The organism is Streptococcus sp. AM28-20, assembly GCF_003603595.1.
Classification (GTDB): Bacteria; Bacillota; Bacilli; order Lactobacillales; family Streptococcaceae; genus Streptococcus; species Streptococcus ilei.
The window spans coordinates 23,443-48,812 of record NZ_QTNK01000004.1 but is presented as its reverse complement, the minus strand read 5'-3'; the positions used below and the strand labels follow the sequence as shown (position 1 = coordinate 48,812).

Annotated in this window: 22 protein-coding genes; 15 read left to right on the top strand and 7 right to left on the bottom strand. The window is 41.3% G+C overall.

Annotation, left to right across the window (positions count from 1 at the left end; genetic code table 11):
- Positions 1–4 precede the first annotated feature (4 nt).
- Positions 5–628, top strand: a complete 624-nt coding sequence (locus DW738_RS09405) for a V-type ATP synthase subunit D (protein ID WP_023027505.1) — start codon at positions 5–7, stop codon at positions 626–628.
- A gap of 445 nt (positions 629–1,073) precedes the next feature.
- A complete protein-coding gene (locus DW738_RS09400; protein ID WP_023024953.1) occupies positions 1,074–2,246 on the top strand; it encodes a LysM domain-containing protein in 1,173 nt (390 codons plus the stop codon).
- A gap of 239 nt (positions 2,247–2,485) precedes the next feature.
- On the opposite strand, the gene DW738_RS09390 is transcribed toward DW738_RS09400, so the two are convergent.
- Positions 2,486–3,658, bottom strand: coding sequence for an MFS transporter (locus DW738_RS09390; protein WP_023024955.1), 1,173 nt, complete (start codon positions 3,656–3,658; stop codon positions 2,486–2,488).
- An 844-nt stretch (positions 3,659–4,502) separates the two neighbouring features.
- On the opposite strand from DW738_RS09390, the gene DW738_RS09385 reads away from it, so the two are divergent.
- Positions 4,503–4,844, top strand: coding sequence for a metal-sulfur cluster assembly factor (locus DW738_RS09385; protein WP_006595245.1), 342 nt, complete (start codon positions 4,503–4,505; stop codon positions 4,842–4,844).
- Positions 4,845–4,892: 48 nt separating this feature from the next.
- Here DW738_RS09385 and ilvD read toward each other — a convergent pair whose 3' ends face one another.
- Entirely contained in the window at positions 4,893–6,596 is a 1,704-nt protein-coding gene (gene ilvD, locus DW738_RS09380; protein ID WP_023024956.1) for a dihydroxy-acid dehydratase, read from the bottom strand.
- 238 nt (positions 6,597–6,834) lie between these two features.
- Here ilvD and rpmF point away from each other — a divergent pair, with 238 nt between their 5' ends.
- Together rpmF and rpmG are read left to right on the top strand one after the other, a co-directional pair.
- A complete protein-coding gene (rpmF, locus tag DW738_RS09375; protein WP_003009516.1) occupies positions 6,835–7,017 on the top strand; it encodes a 50S ribosomal protein L32 in 183 nt (60 codons plus the stop codon).
- A gap of 15 nt (positions 7,018–7,032) precedes the next feature.
- Positions 7,033–7,182, top strand: a complete 150-nt coding sequence (gene rpmG / locus DW738_RS09370) for a 50S ribosomal protein L33 (protein WP_001265622.1) — start codon at positions 7,033–7,035, stop codon at positions 7,180–7,182.
- Positions 7,183–7,661: 479 nt separating this feature from the next.
- Here rpmG and DW738_RS09365 read toward each other — a convergent pair whose 3' ends face one another.
- The 5 genes from DW738_RS09365 to DW738_RS09340 form a co-directional block, all read right to left on the bottom strand.
- Positions 7,662–8,447 carry an ABC-2 family transporter protein gene (locus tag DW738_RS09365; protein WP_003013947.1) on the bottom strand — a complete coding sequence of 262 codons (786 nt, stop codon included), beginning with the start codon at positions 8,445–8,447 and terminating at the stop codon, positions 7,662–7,664.
- Between the two features lies 1 nt (position 8,448).
- Complete coding sequence (locus DW738_RS09360) at positions 8,449–9,243, bottom strand: ABC-2 family transporter protein (protein WP_003013825.1); 795 nt, start codon at positions 9,241–9,243, stop codon at positions 8,449–8,451.
- Positions 9,240–10,226, bottom strand: coding sequence for an ATP-binding cassette domain-containing protein (locus DW738_RS09355; protein WP_003010129.1), 987 nt, complete (start codon positions 10,224–10,226; stop codon positions 9,240–9,242). Before DW738_RS09355 ends, DW738_RS09360 begins: the two co-directional genes overlap by 4 nt.
- Positions 10,219–10,422, bottom strand: coding sequence for a hypothetical protein (locus DW738_RS09350; RefSeq protein ID WP_003010127.1), 204 nt, complete (start codon positions 10,420–10,422; stop codon positions 10,219–10,221). The genes DW738_RS09355 and DW738_RS09350 overlap by 8 nt, the downstream gene beginning before the upstream one ends.
- Before the next feature lie 916 nt (positions 10,423–11,338).
- On the bottom strand, positions 11,339–13,000 hold the full coding sequence (locus DW738_RS09340; protein ID WP_165852138.1) for an LPXTG cell wall anchor domain-containing protein: 1,662 nt from the start codon (positions 12,998–13,000) through the stop codon (positions 11,339–11,341).
- Positions 13,001–13,404: 404 nt separating this feature from the next.
- On the opposite strand from DW738_RS09340, the gene asnA reads away from it, so the two are divergent.
- The 10 genes from asnA (at position 13,405) to DW738_RS09290 (ending at position 25,273) form a co-directional block, all read left to right on the top strand.
- Entirely contained in the window at positions 13,405–14,397 is a 993-nt protein-coding gene (asnA, locus tag DW738_RS09335) for an aspartate--ammonia ligase (protein ID WP_023024964.1), read from the top strand.
- A 190-nt stretch (positions 14,398–14,587) separates the two neighbouring features.
- On the top strand, positions 14,588–15,862 hold the full coding sequence (hisS, locus tag DW738_RS09330; RefSeq protein WP_023024966.1) for a histidine--tRNA ligase: 1,275 nt from the start codon (positions 14,588–14,590) through the stop codon (positions 15,860–15,862).
- A 343-nt stretch (positions 15,863–16,205) separates the two neighbouring features.
- Positions 16,206–17,987: a heme transporter CcmD gene (locus DW738_RS09325; protein WP_023024968.1), complete on the top strand. Its 1,782-nt coding sequence runs from the start codon at positions 16,206–16,208 to the stop codon at positions 17,985–17,987.
- A gap of 125 nt (positions 17,988–18,112) precedes the next feature.
- On the top strand, positions 18,113–20,323 hold the full coding sequence (gene nrdD / locus DW738_RS09320; protein ID WP_023024970.1) for an anaerobic ribonucleoside-triphosphate reductase: 2,211 nt from the start codon (positions 18,113–18,115) through the stop codon (positions 20,321–20,323).
- Positions 20,324–20,335: 12 nt separating this feature from the next.
- Positions 20,336–20,476 (top strand): hypothetical protein, encoded by a 141-nt coding sequence (locus tag DW738_RS09315; RefSeq protein WP_006595204.1) that lies wholly within the window; start codon positions 20,336–20,338, stop codon positions 20,474–20,476.
- A 43-nt stretch (positions 20,477–20,519) separates the two neighbouring features.
- Positions 20,520–21,020 (top strand): GNAT family N-acetyltransferase, encoded by a 501-nt coding sequence (locus DW738_RS09310; RefSeq protein WP_023024972.1) that lies wholly within the window; start codon positions 20,520–20,522, stop codon positions 21,018–21,020.
- A gap of 4 nt (positions 21,021–21,024) precedes the next feature.
- Complete coding sequence (gene nrdG / locus DW738_RS09305) at positions 21,025–21,621, top strand: anaerobic ribonucleoside-triphosphate reductase activating protein (protein ID WP_023024974.1); 597 nt, start codon at positions 21,025–21,027, stop codon at positions 21,619–21,621.
- Between the two features lie 194 nt (positions 21,622–21,815).
- Complete coding sequence (thrC, locus tag DW738_RS09300) at positions 21,816–23,300, top strand: threonine synthase (RefSeq protein WP_023024976.1); 1,485 nt, start codon at positions 21,816–21,818, stop codon at positions 23,298–23,300.
- 60 nt (positions 23,301–23,360) lie between these two features.
- Entirely contained in the window at positions 23,361–24,644 is a 1,284-nt protein-coding gene (locus DW738_RS09295) for an MATE family efflux transporter (RefSeq protein WP_123159684.1), read from the top strand.
- A 5-nt stretch (positions 24,645–24,649) separates the two neighbouring features.
- The gene (locus DW738_RS09290; RefSeq protein ID WP_123159683.1) at positions 24,650–25,273 is read left to right on the top strand and encodes an HAD-IA family hydrolase; all 624 of its coding nucleotides are present in this window, start codon (positions 24,650–24,652) and stop codon (positions 25,271–25,273) included.
- Positions 25,274–25,370: the final 97 nt, after the last annotated feature.

The window sequence follows — 25,370 nt, the reverse complement described above, 5'->3', positions numbered from 1 at the left end:
TCAAATGGCACGATTAAATGTCAAACCCACCCGGATGGAGTTAAACACCCTCAAAGAGCGCCTGAAGACAGCAACTAGAGGGCATAAACTTCTCAAGGACAAACGAGACGAGCTCATGCGACGCTTCATCGAATCGGTCCGTGAAAATGACCGCCTCCGCCAGAAGGTTGAGGCAGCTCTCGTCGGAAATATGCAAGAATTTGTCCTCGCCAAATGTCTGGAAAATGACCTCATGGTCCAGGAAATCTTTGCGGTGCCGACGCGTGAGGTCAGCCTGCATATCGAGACGGAGAATATCATGAGTGTGCGCGTGCCCAAGATGCATGCCCATATCGATAATCCGTATGGAGACGATGAGGGAGACGTGGTCTACAGCTACGTGGCTTCCAATAGTCAGATGGATAGCACCATTCAAGAAATGGAAGAACTCCTCCCAGACCTGCTTCGTCTAGCTGAGATTGAAAAAACTTGCCAGCTCATGGCCGATGAGATCGAAAAAACGCGCCGTCGGGTAAATGGACTGGAGTATGCGACCATTCCAGACCTCAAGGAGACCATCTATTATATCGAAATGAAACTCGAAGAAGCCGAACGCGCCAATCTGGTCAGAATGATGAAGGTCAAATAAGATATAAAGCCCACAAAATGCAAGATGAAATTAGGAAATCCAACGACGGAGTGATTGCTCCTAGTTGGATTTATCTTTTTCCAAAGAGTTGTAGGCGTGTTCTATTAACAAGATACAAAGCCGTTAAAAATAGCACCCGAGTGATGTCTACAGGAGACGAACTTAGGGTGTTTTTAGCTTCTATTTTCGCTGAAAAATTCTCTAAAATCTCTTTGTTCAGGGCGTTTGAAGGCTTCTGATACAACAAATTTATTTGATTATCCAAATAGTACTAACTGTCACTAAATGTTAAGAGAATGTAACAAGGAAGGGTTAATGTTACAAATTAGGGTCAGTTAGATTAAAAGAAAAGAAGGGTCATTCCTCGGGCAAAAAATGTGGTAGAATATTAAATGTATCTGTCTGGAGATAAATCTCCGATAATAAGAAAACGAGGAAATAACGTATGAAGAAAGTAAACAAAAAAGCTCTAATTGCTTCGACTGTTGCTATGGCGGTCTTGCCATTTACAACTGGTAAAGCAGAATCAAATGGAGACTGGGTTGCCCGTTCTGTAGATGAAATTCGTGCAGATATTTCAACTTCAGAAAACAAACAAACCTACACTATCAAGTATGGGGATACCCTAAGCACGATTGCGGAAGCTTTGAATGTTGACGTAACTGTTTTGGCAAACTTGAACCAAATCAGCAACATTGATTTGATTTTCCCAGGAACTGTCTTGACAACAACTGTCAATGATCAAAACCAAGTGACAGGTGTAGAAATCCAAACTCCTACAGCAGGTAATGCTGATGCAACTGTGACAACTTCTGCTGATTTGACCAACAACCAAATTAAAGTAGACAACCAAACTGTTGCAGTGGGTGATTTGACAAAACCAGTAGCAGATGAGAGCAACCAACCTGTAGAACTCCCTCAAGCACCTGCAGTTGTAGCAGCAGTGGCAGACCAAGTATCAGAAAGCTTGTCAACTCCAGAAGCACCAGCAGAAACACCTGCACCAGCAGCCCCAGTAGCAGATGAAGCACCAGCACCAGTTGTTGAAGAGGCACCTGCGCAACCTGCTGCAGCGCCAGCTGAAGTAGCGGCTCCTGTAGCAGCACCAGTTGTTGAGGAAGCACCAGTAGCTCCAGTAGCTGAACCAGCTCCAGTCGTTGAAGTTCCAGCAGAACCAGAAGTTACTGCGGTTGCTTCAACACCACAATATGGTGCACCAGCACCAGTTGTTGACACGACAGCTTCAACTCCTTCAACTGCGACACCTACTTCAAATGAAGGTCTTCAACCTCAAGCGATTCGCTTCAAAGAACAAGTAATAAATGAACTTGGCTTGACTGATATCGGTGGTTACCGTCCTGGTGACCCAGAAGATCACGGTAAAGGTCTTGCAATCGACGTTATGGTTCCAGAAAGTTCAGCGATCGGTGACCAAGTAGCTCAATATGCAATCAATCATATTGAAGAAAATGGAATTTCCTACATCATTTGGAAACAACGTTTCTATGCTCCATTCGACAACATTTATGGACCAGCAAATACTTGGAATGAAATGCCAGACCGTGGAAGTGTAACAGAAAATCACTACGACCACGTACACGTGTCATTCAACCCATAATCAAGTCATAGCAAAGAGGTTGGGACAAAAGTCCCAGCCTCTTAATTGTCTTTGGATTGTCGAGCAAGACGCAGTGGTTGAGTGGGCTCTACTACGCTGATTTCATCAGCTTTTATAGCCCTACTCAACTGTGCGGAGGTGGGACGACGAAATCGAATTCTAACGAATGACCGATTTCTGTCCCACTCTCTTTTTTTGTATAAAAAATAAACCCCATTTGATCAATGGGGTTTATTGGATTAAAGGATAACATCAGATTTCTCTACTTGATAGAGAGCAATACTCATGAATAAAACAACAACCAGAAGAAGTAAAACTCCGGGTGTCCAAGAATGGAAGATTTGTTGGCTTGACCCAAATAAGATAGGTCCAAGTGCAGCAAAGATATATCCTCCTGTTTGAGCTAGCCCAGAGAGTTGAGCCGTTTTCTCAGGAGAGCTAGACTTCATGGAGAAGGTGACCATGAGGTAAGGGAATAAGATACTCGTAAAACTTCCAATCAAGATATTCAGAATCAACCAGTAAATGAAGTTGTTTGTCTTTATTAACAGCATGGCAATTCCAGTAAAACCAGCTAAAACAGTCGTTATCAGCATGATACGTCGATTTCGTTCAGTAAGGCTGGTGGTAAGACTTGGAATGGTCATAGAGAAAGGAAGACTCATCAGGGTGAATACAGATGCTAAAATTCCGGCATTGGCTTGACTGATACCAGCTTGGGTTGCCATAGTAGGAAGCCAGGTCATCGTGGTATAGAATAAGAGAGACTGGAGACCACAGAAAAGCATGATGGCCCAAACTTTGCCATTCTTATACCAGCTAGTCTTATTTTCATGAGAAGAAGAGCTTTTTTTCAAATAATGATTGTGGCGAGCATTAGGGAGCCAGATCACAAGAGCGACCGCACAGACAACTGTCAGCACCCAGACCAAGCCTTGCCAAGAGGTAGCTTGAGTAATAGGAACAGCGACAGAAGAAGCTACCGCAGTAGACAAGCCCATTGCAGTGATATAGAGGGTTGTTAAGAAGCCAAGACGTTTTGGTTCATTAGCTTGGATCAAGCTTGGTAGAAGGACATTGATAAAGGCAATAGCAGCACCAATCAAAAGAGTTCCCACATAGAGGAGAGGCAGATTGATGGTGCGTAGAGCAGATCCAATCGTCATCAGGATCAAAACTCCAAGAAAGAGTCGCTCAATCCCAAAGCGTCTCGCCCAGCTAGTAGCAAAAGGAGAGAAAATAGCGAATGTTAGGAGGGGTAGACTTGTCAAGAGGCCGAGAGAACTCACCTCAACACCAAAGCTAGCAGCAATATCTGATAAGACAGTGGAGAGGGTCGTAAATGGGGCCCGTAAGACCACTCCTAGTAATAAAATTCCTGGAATGAGAAAACGTGAATGGTTTTGTTTCATAGTGTACCTCCTTGCTTGAAAATGAACAGTATCCGTATCATTATAGCACAAGAACTTGGAGGAGGCAAAAGGATTATCGATGAATAAAGCTTGTAAAATAGCTGTTTTGCCTATAAATATAGTAAACAATAGAAAGATAGAGCTGAAAAAAATATTTTGAAGGTTTTCAAACTTTCTTCGCATATATATTTATAGGAACGTAGTTTTCGCTCCGCTCAAATTGCATCCATATCTCTAAATTCGGTTGAACTCTTTGAGTTCACCTCATTCAAATTTCTAAGGATCGTAGTTCTCACTAGCGTTCAAACTGCGTCAACGTACCTAAACTCACGGATGCTCGTAAAGATAAGGAACGTAGTTCTCTCTGTCGTTCGAACTGCATCAATGTACCTAAGCTCATCTACGTCCTTGTTAGGATTGGTTTAAGGAAATAGGTTTGGTAATAATTACATAACGCAGTGGTTGATTGGTATCTTTGTTCGCTCTTATAGCTCCAAAGATTACCTAATCAACTGTGCGGGGGGTGAGACAACGAACAATTTTAAAAAATTGTTCTGTCTCACTCCCATAAAAAAAGCCACCTGATTTGGTGGCCTTTATGGGAGATTATTATGAAAAAGTTTAGGATTTTCTATCAAACAAAGTTAGGAGGTCTTCATTTGATGGTATTAGTATAAATCGGAAAACTTAAAGAAAGCTTAAGATACCTTCCTGTAATTTAAAATCAGTCTTAAGACGGATGGTTTGATTTGTAGCTGTCATTCGATCTCATTCTAGGTTAACTTGCATTATTGTCAGAATTGTGAGAAAATAGTCTTCATCAAAGGAGGGAAAGGATAGCGAGATGAGAGAGGATATCAAGATTAACGACCGTGCCCTAGCACTGGAGAAACAATTGATTGAAAAGTTAGAGCTTGTGTTTGATACCGATGTTGAATTGGACGTCTACAACCTTGGTTTGATTTATGAGTTGGATCTGGATGAGGAAGGGACTTGCAAGGTAGTCATGACCTTTACCGATACCGCTTGTGACTGTGCGGAAAGTTTGCCTATCGAAATCGTCGCTCGCCTAAAAGAAATTGACGGTATTGAAGACGTCAAAGTAGAAGTAACCTGGTCGCCAGCTTGGAAAATTACCCGGATCAGCCGTTATGGACGTATTGCACTTGGCCTTCCACCGCGATAAATCAATAAAACTCACTTTACAAATTCGTAAAGTGAGTTTTTTCATATCTTATTGTTTACCAGACTGTTCCATATTCCAGAAGTCGGTTACGGCACCGCGTGAAGCAGAGGATACCGTGTGGGCATATTTTCCAAGAACCCCACGGCTATATAGTGGTGGCAAGGTAGTTTCAGCCTTCCGTTTCGCCAACTCTTCGTCTGAGACGTGCATGGTGATTTCTTTAGTATCTTGGTCAACTGTTACCAAATCACCAGTGTGGAGGTAGGCGATTGGACCACCGACCTGGGCTTCAGGTGCAATGTGTCCGACAACGAGACCATAAGTACCACCAGAGAAGCGTCCGTCTGTCAAGAGAGCCACCTTGTCTCCTTGGCCTTTCCCAACAATCATGGATGACAAGGACAGCATTTCAGGCATACCAGGACCACCCTTCGGACCTACGAAACGAACGACAACAACATCGCCATCCACGATTTCGTCCGAAAGAACAGCTTCAATGGCAGCTTCTTCGGAGTCAAAGACCTTAGCAGGACCGGTGATGTTACGCACTTTCACACCTGATACTTTGGCAACCGCCCCTTCTGGAGCCAAGTTCCCTTTCAGGATGATCAATGGACCATCCGCACGTTTTGGATTTTCAAGTGGCATGATGACTTTTTGACCTGGTGTCAAATCAGCGAAAGCTTCCAAGTTTTCTGCAACAGTCTTACCAGTACATGTGATACGATCCCCGTGAAGGAAACCATTCTTCAGAAGGTATTTCATGACGGCTGGCACACCACCAACATTGTAAAGGTCTTGGAAAACATATTGTCCAGAAGGTTTCAAGTCTGCCAAGTGAGGCACGCGCTCTTGGAAATCGTTGAAGTCTTCAAGCGTCAAGTCCACATTGGCCGCGTGAGCGATCGCAAGCAAGTGAAGGGTCGCATTGGTTGAACCACCAAGGGCCATAGTCACCGTAATGGCATCTTCAAAGGCTTCACGGGTCAAGATGTCAGATGGTTTGAGGCCCATTTCAAGCATCTTGACAACTGCACGACCTGCTTCTTCGATATCGGCCTTTTTGTCAGCTGATTCAGCAGGGTGGGAAGATGAACCTGGCAAGCTTATCCCAAGGACCTCAATCGCTGTCGCCATGGTGTTGGCAGTGTACATTCCACCACAACCACCAGGGCCAGGGCAGGCGTTACATTCCAGTTGCTTCACTTCTTCAGCCGTCATGTCACCATGGTTCCATTTCCCGATCCCTTCGAAAACAGAAACTAGGTCGATATCCTTGCCGTTCAGATTACCTGGGGCAATGGTCCCACCATAAGCAAAGATCGCAGGGATATCCATATTGGCAATGGCAATCATCGAACCAGGCATGTTCTTATCACAGCCACCGATGGCTACAAAGGCATCCACGTTGTGACCTCCCATAGCAGCTTCGATAGAGTCCGCAATGATATCACGAGAAGTCAAGGAGAAGCGCATCCCAGGCGTTCCCATAGCGATCCCATCCGCAACAGTAATGGTTCCGAATTGGACTGGCCAAGCTCCCGCATCTTTCACACCTTCTTTGGCCAATTTCCCAAAATCATGCAGGTGCATGTTACACGGTGTATTTTCTGCCCAAGTAGAGATGACCCCTACGATTGGTTTTTCAAAGTTTTCATCGGTCATCCCAGTTGCCCGAAGCATAGCCCGGTTAGGAGATTTAACCATGCTATCGTAGACGCTACTGCGATGGCGAGTATCTAATTCTGTCATCTGATTCCCTCTCACGTATTTTTTTATTATTATAGCACAATTTACAGTCCAACGATAGAAGAAAATTCTTGAATTTTCAGACAATTTAACAGAGTGAGGATGGAGAACAGCAGGATGAAAGAAATTATTTGAAAAAAGTTGTCAAGTAACTTTACTTTACAAAAAAGTTTTGTTATACTGTTAAAGTTGATGAAAATCAAACCTAATTGAATTTATATCTTAAAAGGAGAAAAACGAAATGGCAGTACCTGCACGTCGCACATCAAAAGCGAAGAAAAACAAACGTCGTACGCACTACAAAGTAACAGCTCCATCTGTAAACTTTGACGAAGCAACTGGAGATTACTCACGTTCTCACCGTGTATCACTTAAAGGATACTACAAAGGACGTAAGATCGCTAAAGCTGCATCAGCTGAATAATAGAAGGGAGATACCATGCGCGTAAATATTACACTTGAACACAAAGAATCTGGTGAACGCTTGTACCTTACTTCTAAAAACAAACGTAACACTCCAGACCGTCTTCAATTGAAGAAATACTCACCAAAACTTCGCAAACACGTTGTGTTTACTGAGGTGAAATAGGGGTTCACTACACGTCAATAGATGTTAGAAACCTTGATTTTAAGCGATTCTTGAAATTCTAAATTTCACTACATTGCAATATAAATCAACCGAATCACTACCTTTTTCACTACCTTTTTTGAAATAAGAATAATGATTCGGATATATAAAAGAAGAGGAACTTTATTGTGAAGCTCCTCTTTTTGTTATGTGTTATTTTTCTCACAGATCGTATGACCTGGTTTGACACAGTTGGATTTCAGGTACTTTCAGTTTAGCTTTATATCAACCATCATCAAAATCCAACTATTTTCTTATTTTAAAAAATATGAATAAGTTTGATTGAATGAGGGAATTTCTTTAAATTTTTTCTTAGCACCTATAAGTTAATAATACTATTCTTTAAATTATAGTTTATAATTATCTGATGTTTCAATGACCACAAAACAAAGTACAGCGAATCACTTCCTTTAGTCAAACATATAACTGAACAACATTGTTTATCTTCCTGCACTTTCATATTTTTTCAATCCTTTTCTAAAAATTGTACGACTGATAATAATCAAAAAAACTGTAAAAACTATTTGATAGAAAAATAGGTTCAATGTATCTTTCCCTAAAAATATTAATACTGCAGGATTGGCAATTAATAAATTGGGAACAAATAACATAGTGATCAATCTGTTAATACCTGTAAAAATATTATATGGATACTTAGAAATTCCAATATAATTCAAAAATACATCTACTTTTGAAAATTTAGTTGGGAACCAAAATGAACTAATCGTTATTAGAAACCAAATTGAATAATATATAATACAACCACACATTAAAGAAAGGATATAAAATAATATTTTTAATGAATTTAAATGTACATTTAAATTTCCATAACTTATAAAAATGATCGCAAGACCAAAAAAAGTATTCACGAATTGAACTAAATTAAATGATCTAAAAATATAGAACAACTGAGTATCAAACGGCCTCAATAAAATTTGATCCAAGTTACCACTCAAAATATCTGATTCTAAAATTCCCATACTTCTAATTAACAATCCCATCATAACTCCATCTACAATAGTGTAGGAACCTACCAAAAATAAAATTTGATAATAGTCCCAACCATTAAAAGAGTCTATGTTTAAGAAAATCAATCTAAAAAATACAATAGGTAAACCAATCCACAGTATCGACGAAAATAGACCACAAAAGAAGTCAAAATGAAAATTCATATCAGATTTAAAACCAAAATGAAGTAGCCTAAAAATTACTTTTATTCTAAACATTTTATCCTCCCACATTTGAGAAGTGCTCCACTCCTTTTCTCAATATGAATCTTGATATAATATAAAAAATGATGCACCAAATCAATTGAATACAAATAATTCTCAAATAGTCTATTAATTTATATGTATCATTACTAAACATCTGAAGCGGTTCATATACTAAGTATTTAAAAGGTAATACATCTAAAAACAGACGAAAATTATTTGAAAAAAAACTTAAAGGCAATAATATTCCTGATAAAAACTGAATTACTATTTCTTTAACAGTAAGGACAAAAAATATATTTTCTAACCAAAAAGAAAGCATACCTACACAACATGATATTAAAAACCATAGAACCATAGATAGAATAATTGCAATACTTCCTAAAATAAGAATTTCAATGGTTAATAACTCATTCTTGTAATAAACACTGGAGAATAAAATGACAGGAATGATGATAAATAATAAATGAGCAAGCCTATCTCCAAGCATTTTACAAAAATAATACTTATAAAAAGTAACAGGTTTTATTAATATGCTAAAAAAATTTCCTGAATGAACATCGTCATTGATTTCCCAATCAACTGGATAAAAAACAAAATATGAAAAAATTATAGTCCCCAAATAGTATTGAACCATTGAGGTAAAATCATATCCTGCTATATTTATCTGGTTACTCTGATATATATACGTCCATAAAAATACTGATATCATAATTTGTATACTTGCCTGTAACATTAACAATAGTACACTTGATTTATAGTTCAAAATAGATCGAAATGATATCAGAATAATAGACATTTCTTTTTTCAATTGTGCTCCTTTTTTGTAAAATAGTTTTGTAAAATAATTTCTTCTAAAGAAAGATTTGATATTTCAAAATCTTCTATATCTACAAGCTTATTGATTGATTCTAATGTCTCAAAGACAAAATCTCTAGGTATTTTTAGTATACATTCCGATTTTGTTTGAGAAATGACTACTACTCCTTTAACAGAGCATAACTCTGGTACCAAATCTAATGTCATTTTTATCTTTAAATATTTAAAATCAGAAAATTTAGATAAAATAACATCCATTGACTCCTGCAAAATAATTTTTCCTTTGTCAATGACGATTAATTCGTCACAAACAGACGAAATATCATCCATATCATGACTCGTTAAAATAATAGTAGTATGACATTCTTCATTCATTTTCTTTAAAAATGTTCTGATATCTTTTTTAGACTGTATATCTAACCCTATAGTAGGCTCGTCTAAAAATAATATTTCCGGACTTGTTAAAGATGCCGCGATAAACTCCATTTTCATTTTTTGTCCAAGAGAGAGGGTCCGGACCTGCTGGTAAAGCTGATCTTTTACATTCAACAAATTGCTTAATTCCTGAATTCGTTCTTGTAAAATCGCCGGTTCTACCTCATATAAAGTACCAATCAATTGAAAATAATCCATAGCCGAAACATCTTGAAATAACTGTAATTTATTTCCTACTACTATTGAAATTTTTTTTCTAAAATTTATACTTCTTTTAAATGGAATTTCTCCATTCACTTCTAATTTTCCGGAACTAGGATAAAGAGTCCCAGTCAACATTTTAATCGTTGTGGATTTACCAGCTCCATTACTCCCAATAAAGCCAACTATACTCCCTCTCTTAATCGTAAAACTAATATCTTGAACAGCTCGAATCGTTATTTGATTACGTTTCAAAAATCTCTTGATAAATGGGAGTCTTGAATCAAAATTATAAAAATTTTTAGATAAATTCTGAGCATTAATAACTATTTCACTCATATATCTCTCCTTTCGATAAAATATATTTACTTGTACTTTTTCCATACTTTACCAAAATGCTAAAGATTGAGCTAAAATCTTCGGGATGGGTAAAATAATATTTGTCTTTAAAAAGTTTCTCAAAACCTTCAAGGCGATTATTGAAATCATTAAATTTTGTATTGTCTAGCTGGTTGAATGTCTCTTTAATATCCATAAACTTTCTCCGTGATTCTTTATTTCACTTTATAAATAGAAGAGTGTCTATATATTTATAGATCCTCAAGAACTTGCATTTTATCAAGTATAAGTAGAATAGTATGTAAGGGTTTACATATTCATATTATATGATTATGTAAGGAATCCGTCAATTTTCCACATTATTATATGACAAAATGTATTTTTTAAAAATGCAAAAATCTATGAGCAAGATGTTTGACTTCCTTTTTTAAAGTATATATACTTATATTAACCTTAGAAAAGAAAAAATGTTTGAACAGATATTCAATAATAATTACTTTTTTTAAAATTAAAATTCGAACTTTAAATTTTTATCTTTTTTATATTATTGAGTAACCTAAATTGCCCAATTTGTAAAATTTAGCTAGACAAAAAAAGACATCCAAGAGAAATTTCTTAAATGTCTGTAAACGTTGATATAAGCGTGTTGATTAACGTTTTGATAATTGTGATGCTTTACGAGCTTTCTTAAGACCTGGTTTGGAAAGTATGAGTTTCAGTTGGACTAAAAATAGCGTAATACCAAGTCTTTTCAGAACGATATTTACTGATTAATTTCATAAAACTTGAATAAGTTTAAGCGAAATAGGGGAATTGCTTTAAATATTTTATTTACAATTATAATTTATCAATGGTTTTCCTTCAATAATAGTATATAATGGAAGAAAACTGAGTCAACTATCCAGAAAGATACTATTCTGTCTGAAATTAGAATATAGTAGCTAAGTGTAAAGAATATACTATAAGCTTTCCGAAAAATTAGTGTTTTCCGGAAAGTTGAGTAATGTAAAAAGATGTGTATGAAAACTTTAATTTAAGATTTAATCATTTGTCAAATTAAGCTAGACAAGAAAACCTCTAGCCATTAGCTAGAGGTTGCGATTTAGTCAGGTTTATTGATTTGAAAGTTTACGTTTCAATAAGATAGCACCTGATAGAACAACTGCTCCTAGGACAATGAATCCAGTAGCTGCGACGTCACCTGTACTTGGGAGAACTTTCTTACGACCTTTACCTTTGCCATCGCCGGTACCTTCAGTTGTTGAAGATGACGGAGTTGGTGTTGGAGTAGGAGTAGTCGTTGAAGTTGTAGTCGGTTCTTCGCTTGTCGTTGTTGTAGTGGTTGTAGCTTCTTTGGTTGTGGTCGTAGTTGAAGTTGTAGTCGGTTCTTCAGTTGTAGTCGTAGTTGAAGTTGTAGTCGGCTCTTCGGTTGTTGTGGTAGCCGAAGTTGTTGTAGTGGTTGTCGTTGTTGTTGTAGTGGTTGTTTCTTCCTTCGGATTGACGATCGTCTTAGTTACTGAGTGATCGGCTCCGAAATCTTCAGTATTGACTTCTGTATCTGCAGATTTGATGGTGTAGCCTGCGGGTGCTTCTGTTTCAGTTAAGATATACTTATCTTTTAGCAAAGCACTGACAGTAATGTTCCCGTTTTCGTCGGTTACATACTCACCGATGACTTGGTTGTTCGCTTGACGTACGACCTTGAATTTGGCACCTTGAAGAGGTTGGTTGGCATCGTCTACTTTGTGGATATTGATGGTAAATACATAACCGACACCAGAGCCACCAGCAATTTGTACAGCTGCAGCATTGGTTACTTGTTTTACCTCTGTATTTTTACCTTTTAGGATTGCATCGTTTTTTAGGAGTTCGCCATCTACAGGCTCGTAGTTGAGCTTAACATCATAAGCAATACGGTATTGGTCGTTTTCAGTGATGTCGCCTAAGTCAACTACAAAGGATTGACCGTCTTCGCTAATAGTCACCTTGTGTTGGTCAGTGACATCTGTTCGGTTGCTAAATTGCCATTCACCTTCAACAAAGGCAAAGGTCCCTTTCAGCACCTTGATGCTACCTGGTACATAAGAAGCGTTAGTAAATTTCATATGGTCTTCGATGGTAACGCTATTAATATTTTCTTTGGTTCGGTTGACAGAAATGGTATAAGATACCGTTTTGTGATCTTCGGAATTGACCCAGCTCGTCTTTGTCAAGACTTTGGGATTCCCGTCTCCAACTCCTTTGAAGGTCACCTTTCCGCCGATTTTTAGTTCGTTGTTAATGGTGATTTCAATCGGGATTTCTCCTTTTTCAGGGTGCTTCTTGAAATCAATCCGTGCATAGAAGAAGAAGGAGCCGTTTGTGTCAGAGTGTTTTTCAACATAGTCTGTGTAGGTGAGGGAAATCGATTTTTTTGCAGCATCTACGGTTGCATGAGCAATGATCTCGTTGGTATTCACATCTCGAATCTCGAAGTTATCCGAAGTAATCATTAAAGCATCTGGAACCGTCACGACCGTAGTATCCCCTGCCTTGACATTTTTTCCGGCCAAATCGTAGGTGGCATTAATTCGGAAAGTTGCCCATTGTTCTAACTCCCAAGTGAGATCTCCGCCCTCGTTATTGGTGACGTTGACACTGGTAATCGTGTCCGCAAATTTTCCTGTTATCGAGACAGTTGGTGTTTCAGCAGATGATTTATTCAAACCTAAAGTGAATAGGGTGGCTAGTAGACAAAGAACGAATGGGAAAATCCAAAATTTCTTTTTATCCATAATTTTCTTCCTTTTTCATAAAATGGGTGTTTAATAAACAATCCTACTCTTAGTTCAAATAAGACTATCAGTAGGTTTCCAAAAGATGGAGTCGATATTAAACTACACGGTGTTGCGACAGGTTACTAGGTTGTTCGTTACGAAGTTATTAAGAATAAAATCCTCCCTTTGTTAAAAAAATCACAAGATTGTCTTCTTAGGTAAATTGTAGCACAAAAAGCACCTTATTTCAACAGTATAACTTTGATTGTTAAAATAAAAATGAGTATAAAATAGATGGGTTAATTAGCTGAAATGAGACAATCTTTAGAACGGCTTTCAAACAGCTCTTTTCGAAGCGGTAACTATTGATTTTTCTCTAAAAAAGGGTATAATCAAAATCAAACTATTTAAAGGGAGTCTCTATGAAGAAGAGTTTTATTCACCAGCAAGAAGAAATTTCATTCGTAAAAACTACGTTTACCCAGTATTTGAAAGACAAGCTAGAAGTTGTCGAAGTCCAAGGACCTATCTTGAGTAAGGTGGGAGACGGGATGCAGGATAACCTATCTGGAGTGGAAAACCCTGTCTCTGTAAAGGTCTTGCAAATTCCCAACGAGACCTATGAAGTGGTTCATTCCCTTGCGAAATGGAAACGCCATACCTTAGCGCGATTTGGCTTCGGGGAAGGGGAAGGTCTCTTTGTCCATATGAAGGCCCTTCGTCCGGATGAAGATTCCTTGGATGCGACCCACTCAGTTTATGTCGACCAATGGGACTGGGAGAAGGTTATTCCAAATGGCAACCGCAACCTCGCTTACTTGAAAGAAACAGTTGAAAAGATCTACAAGGCCATTCGTTTGACGGAGTTGGCTGTTGAAGCTCGCTATGATATTGAGTCTATCTTACCTAAACAAATCACCTTTATCCATACAGAAGAGTTGGTAGAGCGTTACCCTGAACTGACACCAAAAGAACGGGAAAATGCCATCACAAAAGAATATGGAGCAGTCTTTTTGATTGGGATTGGTGGCGTCTTGTCAGATGGCAAACCACACGATGGACGGGCGCCGGACTATGACGACTGGACAACGGAGACCGAAAATGGCTACAAGGGCTTAAATGGGGATATCCTTGTTTGGAATGATAACCTTGGTGCGGCTTTCGAATTGTCTTCTATGGGGATCCGGGTTGATGAGGACACCCTCAAACGCCAGGTTGCTATTACAGGAGATCAAGATCGTTTGGAACTGGAATGGCATCGTGCGCTTTTGAATGGCCTGTTTCCACTAACTATCGGAGGCGGGATCGGTCAATCGCGGATGGCTATGTTCTTGCTTCGTAAGAAACATATCGGAGAAGTCCAAACCAGTGTCTGGCCACAGGAAGTTCGCGAACAATATGAAAATATCTTATAAGATAGTTGCAAGTAAAGCAACGAAAGAAATAGAGCCTTGCATTTGATGCGGGCTCTTTTTTTGGGGCCTGGAGAAGCTAGCTTTTTCTGTTCCTAATGGGCTTGTGGGATGATTTTATCGCTTGAGCACTGTCACGAACTAGAAATTATGATAGAATAAATAGTACAAAGCAAGCAAAGGAGTGGTGTCTATGAAATTACAAAAACCAAAAGGAACCCAAGATATCCTGCCACAGGAGTCCGCTAAGTGGCAATATGTAGAAGGATTTGCTCGCGAAACCTTTAAAAAATACAATTATGCTGAGATCCGCACACCGATATTTGAGCATTACGAGGTAATTAGTCGTTCTGTTGGGGATACAACGGATATCGTGACCAAGGAGATGTACGACTTCTATGATAAGGGAGATCGTCACATTACTTTGCGTCCAGAAGGGACAGCACCGGTGGTCCGCTCCTATGTTGAAAATAAACTATTTGCACCAGAGGTTCAAAAGCCAAGCAAGGTCTATTATATCGGTCCCATGTTCCGCTATGAGCGCCCTCAAGCTGGCCGTTTGCGTCAATTCCACCAGATTGGAGTAGAGTGTTTTGGATCTAGCAATCCTGCAACGGATGTCGAGACGATTGCCATGGCTGACCAATTCTTTAAAGAGATTGGCATTGAAAATGTCGTCCTCCACTTGAATACCCTTGGTAGCACAGCCAGTCGGACGGCTTATCGTCAAGCTTTGATCGACTACCTCCTTCCGATGAAGGACCAACTTTCAAAGGATAGCCAACGCCGTTTAGAGGAAAATCCGCTCCGCGTTTTGGATTCGAAAGAAAAAGAAGATAAACAAGCGGTTGAGAATGCTCCATCTATCCTAGACTACTTGGACGAAGAAAGCCAGGCACACTTTGATGCCGTGCGGGCTATGCTAGACGGTTTAGGAATTGCCTATGTCATCGATACCAATATGGTTCGTGGCCTAGACTACTACAACCACACCATTTTCGAATTCGTGACAGAAGTAGATGGAAATGAATTGACCGTTTGTGCGGGAGGTCGTTACGATGGCTTAGTAGAATATTTTGGTGGACCTGCAACTCCAGGATTTGGTTTCGGGATGGGACTTGAACGTCTGTTGTTGATTCTTGATAAACAAGGAGTTGAACTTCCTGTAGAGGCATCGTTAGATGTCTATGTAGCTGTCCTGGGTTCAGAAGCAGAAGTGGCCAGCTTGGAATTGGTTCAGGCTCTTCGTCGTCAAGGCTTTATCGCAGAACGTGATTACCTAGGACGTAAGTTGAAGGCTCAGTTCAAGTCAGCTGACGTCTTTGGGGCAAAAACTATCATTGCCTTAGGTGGTAGCGAGGTTGAAAGTGGCCAAATCACCGTCAAAAATAACCAGACTCGTCAGGAAGTGACCACTTCCATCGAAGAAGTAAAAAACGATTTTCAGACTATCTTGAATCAACTTTAAAAAGAAAAGACGGATGCCGAGAAGGTATCGGTCTCAGATTGAAGAAAAAGAATTCCTAGAATCTTTCCTTAGATTCAAAACTCCTGAATGCTTGAAACGCCACTGTTTCAAGCATTTTTCTCACGGCGGAAAGTTTCAGAGATTCTTAGATGACTCAAAGTAATAGGAGTCATTTTTTTGAACAATTATCTAGCTATTTTAAGTGAAAAATAGTCTGTCTTTTTGTGTGTCATCTATTTTCTCTTTGTGGAGAAAGCTGACAGCCGGGTCCATTTTTGATATACTAGTAGGGCATGCATGTGCCCTTTAGCACTTGCAATTCTAGTAAAGGAAAAAACAAGGTATGAGTGAAAAAGAAAAAGAATCGCATAAACTTGGCTTAAGTGTCGGGTCCAATTTTCAAGATACTCAAGAGCTACGAAAGGTATTGGAGCAATCGATTAGCCGGGAAGAAGAAGTTTTGACTGCTAGTCAACCGGTGGAATCAGATCAGAACCAGGAAGAGAGCCAGGTTAATGGAGAAGGGGTCGAAACAGAAGCTTCGACCGAAACTCTAAGTCGTTTATCACGATCTGGTCATAGTCGTAAAGAGAAGCTTGAAGCGAGGTCAAGAGACCAAGAGGATGTAGAAGAGTCGTTAGAAAACCAAGAAGATGAAAAGCCCTTGGGGCGCTATGCCATTAAGCGACCAGTTCCCTTGTCACTACCAATTGCTTTAAGTGTCCTACTTGGGATGGTCCATGTAGCTCTTCCTTTTATCAACTTAGTTGCGACTAACCAACAAACCCAGGACTTATATGCCGGTTGGGCGATTTCTCAAGGTCAAGTTCCTTATGGTCATTTCTTTGGGGTCAATGGTTTGCTCTACTATGGGCTCAGTGGTTTAGGAAGTTTGGTAGGAGGTCAAGTTCTCTTGGTGGCCTTCCAGATTTTAGCCTACTTTTTTGCTGGGACGAGCCTGTATCGGATGGTCAGAAGCTTGGTTGCAAGTGAAAAAATTGCAGGACAAGTTCAGCTACTCTTCTACCTTCTTGCTGGAGTGCTTGGCTTTGGTGGGAACTATGCTGTCTTTTATGCCCTTCCCTTCTTGTTTGGCTCTATGAATTTCATCCTTGCTTATCTAGAAGGTGAGAAAACGGACGAATCCTTTGTCGCCTATGGTGCAGGAGCCTGTTTGGCCTTTATGATTGTGCCATGGCTGAGTGTGATTTTTTATCTGCTTGCTTTTCTCGGATTGACAGCCTATCATGTGAAGCAAAAGAAATTAGCCCACGGCTTCTATCAATTCCTTGCTGCCCTCTTGGGATTCTCTCTTGTTTTCTATCCCTTGGGCTACATTACTGTGTGGAACGGCTCATTTGGGTATGCGATCCATCAGACCTTGTATAGTCTCCGCTCCCTCCAGTTTGATGCCGGGCATCTATTTGCCAACCTAGTTTATTACTGTTTATTGCTGTTGACGCTTGGTTTCGCTTCAGCTTTCGTCATGTCCTTCCGAAAAGTGTCGACAAGTGGTCAACGTGTGATTCGGTTTATGAGTTGGTTCGGTCTTCTGCTAGTTGTTGCAGTTGTGGTTGGGACACCAGAGCAAGGGGCCTATCAGTTCCTTAGCCTGTTACCTTTTGGTCTCCCCTTGTTAGCCCTTTGGTTTGCCGGGGATGAGTCTACTTACCAGCGCCGGAAGATGAAGAATAATTCTATCTGGGACCTTTATTTCTCCAGTCAAGCCTTCCTACCGATTTTGGCAATGGCTTATTTAGTGGGCTATCCAGTTGTGAATCAATTGGTTCTCCAAAGCAATCTAGCTAGTGACCGAAGTGCAATCGCTCAGTATATCAAGAGTCATAGCGATTCTAAAGATACGATCTATGCTTGGGATCAGACGGCTCATCTCTATCAAGAAAGTGGCCGTTTAGCAGCTTCAGCCCTCCTAACCCCAACTGCCTATATGGGGCCGAAGGAAAATCGAACCAATCTAATCAATCAGATTAAGCAAGCTAAGCCGAAGTTTATTGTGGTCAATAAAGACCTAGATGTAACGTCTGCTCTGCAAAAAGTTCTAACCAAAAATTACGAAAAAGTGAACCAGAAGGGTTCGCAGTACACCTTGTACCGATATAAATAGACTATCAATATCTTGTGGTTTTGAAATGAAATAACATTTTTTGCCACAAGATATTGATTTTTTATTTTTGAGTGATATAATATGGGGTGAATTCTATTTGTATTAAAAAGAAAGTGGGCGAGAGTATGATAACGTTACGAGAAGAGCATATCCAAAGTCTCCCCCAACTCTTTGTGGAAAAGAGAGATGGGCGGAAGGTCAAGTTTGATGTCGATAAAATTTACCGTGCTTTGGTCAAGGCGACAGAAGAAGTGACAGGCCTCACTCCGGCCCTGGAAGCGAAATTAGAAACCGTAACAGACCGGATCGTGGCTGAAGTTTTGGAACGCTTCCCTCGTGGCGTGAAAATTTACGAGATTCAAAATGTCGTCGAGCACGAGTTATTACAAGCCAATGAGTATGCGATTGCTGAGAGCTATATTACTTATCGGACCCAGCGGGATTTTGAGCGCTCAAAAGCGACGGATATCAATTTTACCATCGGCAAACTCCTCAATAAGGACCAAGCAGTGGTGAATGAAAACGCCAATAAGGACAGCGATGTTTTCAACACCCAGCGTGATCTGACTGCGGGGATTGTCGGAAAATCTATTGGTCTCAAAATGTTACCCAAGCACGTGGCCAATGCCCACCAAAAAGGGGATATCCACTACCATGATTTGGATTATAGCCCTTATACTCCAATGACTAACTGTTGCTTGATCGATTTTGAAGGTATGTTAAAGAATGGCTTTAAGATTGGGAATGCAGAAGTAGAAAGTCCTAAATCCATCCAAACTGCAACGGCTCAAATCTCGCAAATTATTGCCAATGTGGCCTCTAGCCAGTATGGTGGTTGCTCGGCAGACCGGATCGATGAAGTTTTGGCCCCTTATGCAGAAAAGAATTATAAGAAGCACTTGAAGGATGCTGAGGAGTGGGTTCTCCCTGAAAAACGCGAGGACTATGCTTGGCAAAAAACGAAAAAAGATATCTATGATGCCATGCAATCGCTGGAATACGAGATCAATACCCTCTTTACCTCCAATGGACAAACTCCCTTCACCTCGCTAGGCTTCGGTCTCGGAACCAATCGTTTCGAACGGGAAATTCAAAAGGCCATTCTGGAAATTCGAATTAAGGGACTCGGTTCAGAACACCGGACCGCTATTTTTCCGAAGTTGATTTTCACCTTGAAGAGAGGCCTCAACTTAGAGCCGGGGAGTCCCAATTATGACATCAAACAGTTGGCCTTGGAATGTGCAACCAAACGCATGTATCCGGATGTCCTCTCATATGATAAGATTGTCGAATTGACGGGCTCCTTCAAGGTACCCATGGGCTGTCGTTCTTTCCTTCAAGGGTGGAAGGATGAAAATGGTGTCGAAGTCAATTCTGGCCGGATGAATCTGGGAGTTGTGACGGTTAATTTGCCCCGGATTGCCTTGGAATCTGGCGGAGACAAGGAAAAGTTCTGGGAAATCTTTAATGAGCGGATGAACATCGCGGAAGATGCTTTGGTCTATCGGGTAGAGCGGACCAAGGAAGCAACCCCAGCTAATGCACCGATTCTTTATCAATATGGCGCTTTTGGGAAACGCTTGGGCAAATACGACCAGGTAGACCAACTTTTCCGCAACCGTAGAGCGACGATTTCACTCGGCTATATTGGATTGTATGAAGTGGCGACGGTCTTTTATGGGCCTAATTGGGAAGAAAATCCAGAAGCCAAACAATTTACAATCGAGATTATTAAGGATATGAAGAAACGGGTCGAAGAATGGTCCGATCAGTATGACTACCACTTCTCCATCTATTCGACACCGTCAGAAAGCTTGACAGACCGCTTCTGTCGCTTGGACACGGAGAAATTTGGGAAGGTTCCGGATATCACAGACAAGGAATATTACACCAATAGTTTCCACTACGATGTCCGCAAGAACCCAACCCCGTTTGAGAAATTGGACTTTGAAAAAGTCTATCCAGAAGCTGGAGCGACGGGTGGCTTTATCCACTATTGTGAGTACCCAGTTCTCCAACAAAATCCAAAAGCCCTTGAAGCGGTTTGGGATTATGCCTATGACAGGGTCGGTTATCTCGGAACCAATACGCCAATCGACCGTTGCTACAAGTGTGATTTCGAAGGGGACTTCGCGCCAACCGAACGTGGTTTTACTTGCCCAAACTGTGGCAATAGTGACCCCAAGACAGTGGATGTCGTCAAACGGACCTGTGGCTATCTAGGAAATCCTCAAGCTCGCCCCATGGTCAATGGCCGCCATAAGGAAATCGCTGCGCGGGTTAAACACATGAACGGGTCTACTATCAAATCAGCTGGACACCAAGTGAAAGATTAGAAAAGGAAGATTATGGGAAAATACCAATTAGACGATAAGGGCAAGGCTCAGGTACAACGATTCCACGAAAAACATTCGACAGGCGGAATCAATAAAAAAGACCGGGTAGCCAGCCTGAGAGAGCAATTTTTAAAGAAAGCTAAGAAAAAATAAAAGTGAGAGTTCGCTCTCGCTTTTCTCGTATGGGGAGGTAAAGATGGAATTACGCAGACCAACTCTAGCAGATAAAGAAACTGTATTAGACATGATGACAGAGTTTGAAGAGACCCAATCAGCCCATGACGGTGGATTTTGGGATGCTGAAGCTTTTGTTTATGAAGACTGGTTGAAAAGCAACCGTGATATGGAAATGGGGCTAGGGATCCCTGATGGTTGGGTGCCTGCTGTTCAGTTAGTCGCTTTTGCTAGAGACGGTCAAGCGGTTGGCTTTCTCAACCTCCGATTGCGTCTGAGTGACTATCTCCTAGAGGAGGGTGGGCATATTGGTTATTCCATCCGTCCCTCTGAACAGGGCAAGGGCTATGCCAAGGAAGCTCTCCGTCAAGGTCTTCAAGTAGCTAAGGAGAAGAACATCCATCTTGCTCTGGTGACCTGCAGTATTGACAATCCGGCTAGTCGAGCTGTTATCTTAGCTAACGGTGGCCAGTTGGAGGATGTTCGAAATGGAACGGAGCGTTATTGGATAGAGGTGGAGTAGAAGGATGACATGGAATACACCAAAACCAGGCGAATGGAAAAGCGAGGAACTGAGTCAAGGTCGGATTATCGATTACAAGGCCTTTAACTTTGTCGATGGCGAAGGCGTGCGCAACTCCATTTATGTGGCAGGATGCATGTTTCACTGCGAGGGCTGTTACAATGTAGCCACCTGGTCTTTCAATGCAGGAATTCCCTACACCAAAGAGTTGGAAGAGCAGATCATGGAGGATTTGGCCCAACCCTATGTTCAGGGCTTGACCCTGCTTGGGGGTGAACCTTTTCTCAACACTGGCATCCTGCTGCCCTTGGTCAAGCGGGTGAAAAGAGAACTCCCTGACAAAGATATCTGGTCTTGGACCGGTTACACCTGGGAAGAAATGATGCTGGAGACACCGGACAAACTGGAGCTACTTTCTCTGATTGATATTCTGGTGGATGGTCGCTATGATAAGAGCAAGCGCAACCTGATGTTGCAGTTCCGAGGCTCTTCTAACCAGCGGATCATCGATGTCCAACAGTCCCTCAAAGAAGGAAAAGTCGTCATCTGGGACAAGCTCAATGATGGCAAGGAATCCTATGAACAAGTGAAAAGAGAGTAGCGAGAGTCGGGGGGCAGATAAATCGATGAAGAGAGGTTTTCGTTGATTTTCAGTTTGCAAGAAGGGAGCTCTTTTTCAGACAATTTCATTCTCACTGATAAAATTCAGAAGAATTCATGGTATAATGGAATAGATTGTACAAAAGCTAGAACAGTCTAGCCCGTACAGTGAAGGAACAGAATGAGGAAATTTACATGACATTAGTTTATCAATCAACGCGTGATGCGAAAAATACTGTTACAGCCAGCCAGGCGATTTTGCAAGGTTTGGCTACTGATGGTGGCTTGTTCACTCCAGTGAGCTATCCAAAGGTGGACTTGGACTTTGACATATTAAAAGACGCTTCTTACCAAGAAGTTGCGAAACTGGTCTTGTCAGCCTTCTTGGATGACTTTACAGCAGAAGAGTTAGACTACTGTATCACCAATGCCTATGACAGCAAGTTTGATACACCAGCTATTGCCCCTCTTGTTAAGCTGGATGGCCAGTACAACTTGGAATTGTTCCACGGTTCAACCATCGCCTTTAAAGATATGGCCTTGTCTATCTTGCCATACTTTATGACAACTGCTGCCAAGAAGCACGGCTTGGAAAACAAGATTGTCATCTTGACAGCGACATCTGGAGATACTGGAAAAGCTGCTATGGCAGGTTTTGCGGATGTTCCAGGTACTGAGATTATCGTCTTTTATCCAAAGGACGGTGTCAGCAAGGTACAAGAGTTGCAAATGACCACACAAACTGGGGACAATACCCATGTGATCGCTATTGATGGAAACTTTGACGATGCCCAGACCAATGTGAAACACATGTTCAATGATGTAGCCCTTCGTGAGAAATTGGCAGCTAACAAGCTTCAGTTCTCATCAGCTAACTCTATGAATATCGGTCGTTTGGTCCCACAGATTGTCTATTATGTTTATGCCTACGCTCAGCTTGTTAAAACTGGTGAGATTAAGGCTGGTGACAAGGTTAACTTCACCGTACCGACAGGAAACTTCGGTAATATCTTGGCTGCCTTTTATGCTAAACAAATCGGCCTACCAGTTGGCAAGTTGATCTGTGCTTCAAATGATAACAATGTCTTGACAGACTTCTTTAAAACTCGTGTCTATGACAAGAAGCGTGAGTTTAAGGTAACTACCAGCCCATCTATGGATATCTTAGTCTCTTCAAACTTGGAGCGCTTGATTTTCCATCTTTTGGGGAATGATGCAGTTAAGACAGCTGAACTTATGAGTGCCTTGAACACCCAAGGTCAGTATGAGTTGACTGATTTTGATGCAGAAATTTTTGATCTCTTTGCAGCTGAATATGCGACTGAAGCAGAAACAGCTGCAGAAATCAAACGTGTTTACGAATCAGATTCTTATATTGAGGATCCTCATACAGCAGTTGCCTCAGCCGTATTTAAAAAATACCAAGAAGCGACAGGCGATGCGGCTAAGACCGTGATTGCATCAACTGCTAGTCCGTACAAGTTCCCAGTAGTTGCAGTAGAAGCTGTAACTGGAAAATCAGGACTTAGCGACTTTGAAGCCTTGGCACAGTTGCATGAGATTTCAGGTGTTGCCTTGCCACCAGCAGTGGATGGTCTTGAAACAGCTCCAGTTCGTCACAAGACAACGGTTGCAGCAGCAGAGATGCAGTCTGCAGTAGAAACTTATCTAGGACTTTAAAAGAGAGGAAGTAAACTCGGTTGGGAAACTAACTGAGTTTCTTTTCATCAGGAGGAAAGTGTGTCTCGTCAACAACAAGTAGATCGACAAGTTTTAAGGATTGCCCTTCCAGCCATCGGAGAAAATTTTCTCCAAATGCTCATGGGGATGGTAGATAGCTACTTGGTCGCTCAGTTGGGTTTAGTAGCCGTATCGGGTGTATCCGTTGCAGGTAATATCATCACGATTTACCAAGCTATTTTTATCGCCCTTGGAGCAGCGGTCGTGAGCCTCTTGTCCAAAAGTATGGGGCAAAAAGATCAGAAGGCCATAGCTCATCAAGCTACTGAATCTATCAAAGTAACAGTCTTATTAAGTCTTGTTTTAGGGGCTTTATCCCTCTGCTTTGGCAAGGAATTGATTGCCCTCTTGGGGGTTGAAACAGCGGTTGCAGCAGCTGGGGGCCTCTATCTAGCCCTAGTTGGAGGGAGCATCCTGTTTTTGGGCCTCATGACAACTTTTGGAGCCCTAGTCCGTGTGGCCCACAACCCGCGGACACCTATGTATGTCAGTTTGTTGACCAATGTGCTGAATGCTTTGTTATCTGGCATCTTGATGTTTGTTTTTAGGCTGGGCATCACTGGGGCTGCCTTAGGAACGGTTCTCTCTCGCCTGTTAGGGAGCTACTTGCTCTGGCGTCAAGTTCAACTTCCCTTGGCTCCTTTTCGTTGGGGCTTGGATCGAGACTTGCTCTCCCTTGCCTTGCCTGCTGCTGGTGAACGCCTCATGATGCGAGCAGGGGATATTGTTATTATTGCCATGGTGGCTGTTTTTGGGACCAGAGCGGTAGCTGGGAATGCCATTGGGGAAGTCTTAACCCAGTTCAACTATATGCCGGCTTTTGGGATTGCGACAGCGACAGTCATGTTGGTCGCCAAAAGTTTGGGACAGAATGATTGGCAAGGTATCAAGCAAATCACCAATCGCAGTTTCTGGCTCTCCTTTCTCTCCATGTTTCCTCTCGCCCTGACTATCTTCTTATTTGGAAGTCCTTTAACAGCCCTTTACACCATGGATCCAGGGGCCCTTGCTGCCTCCTTGTCTGTCATTTTGTTTTCCTTACTCGGGACACCTTTGACAGCTGGGACCGTCATCTATACGGCAGTTTGGCAAGGTCTGGGGAATGCCCGCCTTCCTTTTTATGCAACCACGATCGGTATGTGGGTGATACGGATTGGCTCTGGTTATCTGATGGGGGTTGTCCTTGGATGGGGCTTACCAGGTATTTGGGCAGGTACCCTCTTGGACAATGGATTTCGCTGGTTTTTCTTAAAAACACTCTATCATCGAAAATGGAAGGAATAAGACCTATGACACGAGCTTTTATTTGGGATTTGGATGGGACGCTTTTAGACTCTTATGAAGCTATTTTGGATGGAATTGCTGAAACTTATGCCCATTACTCTATAGACTTTGACCGGGAAGCGGTCTATGCCTTTATTCTCAATCAGTCTGTCCAAGCTCTTCTTGAAGAAGTGGCTAGAGAACATGACTTGGATGCAGAAGAGATGAATCGCTATCGCGCTTCTAGTCTGCGTGAGAAAAATGCCCAGGTCCATCTAATGCCAGGAGCTAGAGACATTTTAGCTTGGGCGAAAGAGGAAGGGATTGTTCAATTCGTCTATACCCACAAGGGGAAGAACGCCTACCCAATTCTGGAAGATTTAGGGATTCTATCCTATTTCCAAGAGGTCGTTACAACAGACAATGGCTTTAGGAGAAAGCCAGATCCAGAAGGAGTCGATTACCTAGTGGACAAGTACCAGCTGGATCGGAATGAAACGTATTATATTGGTGATCGAACCTTGGATGTTGATTTGGCAGACAATGCAGGAATCGGGAGTATTAATTTTTTGGATTACAAACCGGATGTGAATCATACGATTCATCGTTTGGATGAGATTCGTCTCTATTTTAAACAAGAAAAAAGTTAACTTATTTAACAAAGCAAGACATCTTTGTTGCTGAAATAGCGCTATGAAAAGAATCCGTAAACAATTTGTTTTGAAAATGAAACAATTCCTTAAGAAA